2 protein-coding genes are annotated in these 2,085 nt (G+C 46.6%); both read left to right on the top strand.

Annotated features, from left to right (window positions below; translation table 11 throughout):
- Positions 1 to 1,521 (top strand): SpaA isopeptide-forming pilin-related protein (locus ACWPAB_RS15170; RefSeq protein WP_455692706.1); only part of this gene is annotated, 1,521 nt, incomplete at its 5' end.
- Positions 1,514 to 2,085, top strand: a 572-nt coding sequence (locus tag ACWPAB_RS15165) for a pilin N-terminal domain-containing protein (protein ID WP_108328179.1), incomplete at its 3' end; no start/stop codon positions are given. The genes ACWPAB_RS15170 and ACWPAB_RS15165, both read left to right, overlap by 8 nt.

The raw sequence follows: 2,085 nt of genomic DNA, 5'->3' as shown, positions 1-2,085 counted from the left end.
GACGGCACGATCACAGACCCGATTGGTACGCAATTTCAATATGCGAACAACCAGGCGACCGTTACGAGTGTCGGCAAGCAAACTGTGCCAGCAAGTGAGTTACCAAGTGCGACGATCCAAGATGGTCAATTGACGGTGAATCACATGAACTTGGGTCAGGATCAGGAAGTTCAAATCCATTATCAAGTACGGATCAAAACAGAGGATGCTGGCTTCAAGCCTGATTTTTGGTACCAAATGAATGGTGAAACATTGTTGACACCAAAAGCGGGCGCTGCCGCTGTTGACTTTGGGATTCCTTCAGGCAGGGCACCAGCAACTACAGTTTATGTGCAGAAGCAATGGCGCCAGTTAAGCAATCAATCGTTACCGGATACGCTCAACGTCACGGTGCAGCGAAAAGTGGCTGACGGTTCGCTTGATCCAAATTGGCAACAGACCTTAGTCCTTAAAAAAGCTGATAACTGGAAAGCTAGCTTTACGGCACCTGCGTATAACAATCAGGGTCAAAGTTTTTCATATGTCGTTAAGAGTGAAGATGCCTCGGGAATTGATTTGAGTTCGTTTATCAGTTCTCAAAATATGGATCAGCAAACAGCAACGTTGACTTTGACAAATCAGCAGTATGGTTTTCAATTTCAGAAAAAAACAACCGATGGTACTGATTTATCAGCAGATCAGTTGAAGGCCATGCAGTTTAACTTAACCCAGTACAGCGATAACAGTTTTCAGCAGGCATCCAAAACCAACGCCATCACGTCAACGGATCTGCAGGCACTAGCGCCGGGGTATTACGGTATTCGGGAAGCTGCAGCACCTACAGGTTATCAACTTGATGGGACAACGTATCTTTTTCAGCTAACGTCTGATGGGCAATGGCAATACCATGGCACAAAGGACAATGTGACATCAGGGAGTGTTATTAATGGCCAGCAGACTTTGAATCCTGTTGGTGATAAGTCAGATGATTTTACGGTGACCGGGGATCACCAGCAAATTCTGACGCTAACGAAATATGATGAACCAAAGCCATCCATGACTTTGCGGGTCATCAAACAGGATAATCAAAGCCAATATCTTGCAGGTGCAGCGTTCACCCTGCAACCAAGTGCTGGCGAAGCTGAGACGATAACATCATCGGCGACATCTGAGGGACAAGCGTTTGCGACAAAATTAATTGCAGATGGTACCTATACGATGTCAGAAACAAAAGCACCAGATGGCTATCAAAGCAATCCTGCAAAGATTGCCATTCAGGTAGCTACGACTGGTAAAGAGGCAACCGTCACGATTGACGGTGAGGCATTGAAGCCGGGCGAAAGTAAGAACGGATACACATTAGCGACTGATGGCAGCACGATCACTTTGCAGGCGATTAATCAGCCACTTGCAATTTTGCCACATACAGGTGGTCAGGGCTATCAGCGATTGCTTGGTATCGCACTGGGATTGATCAGCGCAGCGTTCCTTTTATTACTGGTTGTTTTGATAAAGCGACGGGTGGTGAAGCAGCATGACTAAATCCTTCCGTCCGTTAGTGATTTTGACCTTTTGCTTGGCACTACTAGTCAGTTTGGCAACGACAACGTTGCAGCAGACACAGGCGGCAACTGTGCCGACCACTGTTGATGTTGTGTTGCATAAGCTGTTGTTTAAAGATACCTTGCCAACTCAACAAGCAAATAACGGGACAACAAAACCCGACTTTTCGCAGGCAGATGTGCCGTTAAACGGTGTGACGTTCACAGTTTATGACGTGACCGCTGACTTTTGGCAGCTTGTCTCCAAAAATGGCGGTGCGATTGAAGCAGCACAAACGACGTTGAGTCAAGATAGCTATCAGCCTGCTAGCTCCAGCCTTATCGCACAGGTTGTGACGGCTGGTCAGGGAGAAGCGTACTTTGGCGATTTACCACTCCGACAGGGGCAGCATGCTGCGGTTTATCTTTTTAAAGAAACGGCGGCACCTAAGAATATTGAAGCCAGTCAGAATCTTGTGGTTGTCATGTCAAGCAACCTTCAACATGGGAATCAATCACGCATTGATTTATTTCCTAAGAACAAAATGGTAAGTCGTCACACCGA

The sequence above is a fragment of the Lacticaseibacillus sp. 30 genome (assembly GCF_053819265.1).
The sequence above is the reverse complement of the archived record's forward strand: the minus strand, read 5'-3'. Positions and strand labels throughout refer to the sequence as shown.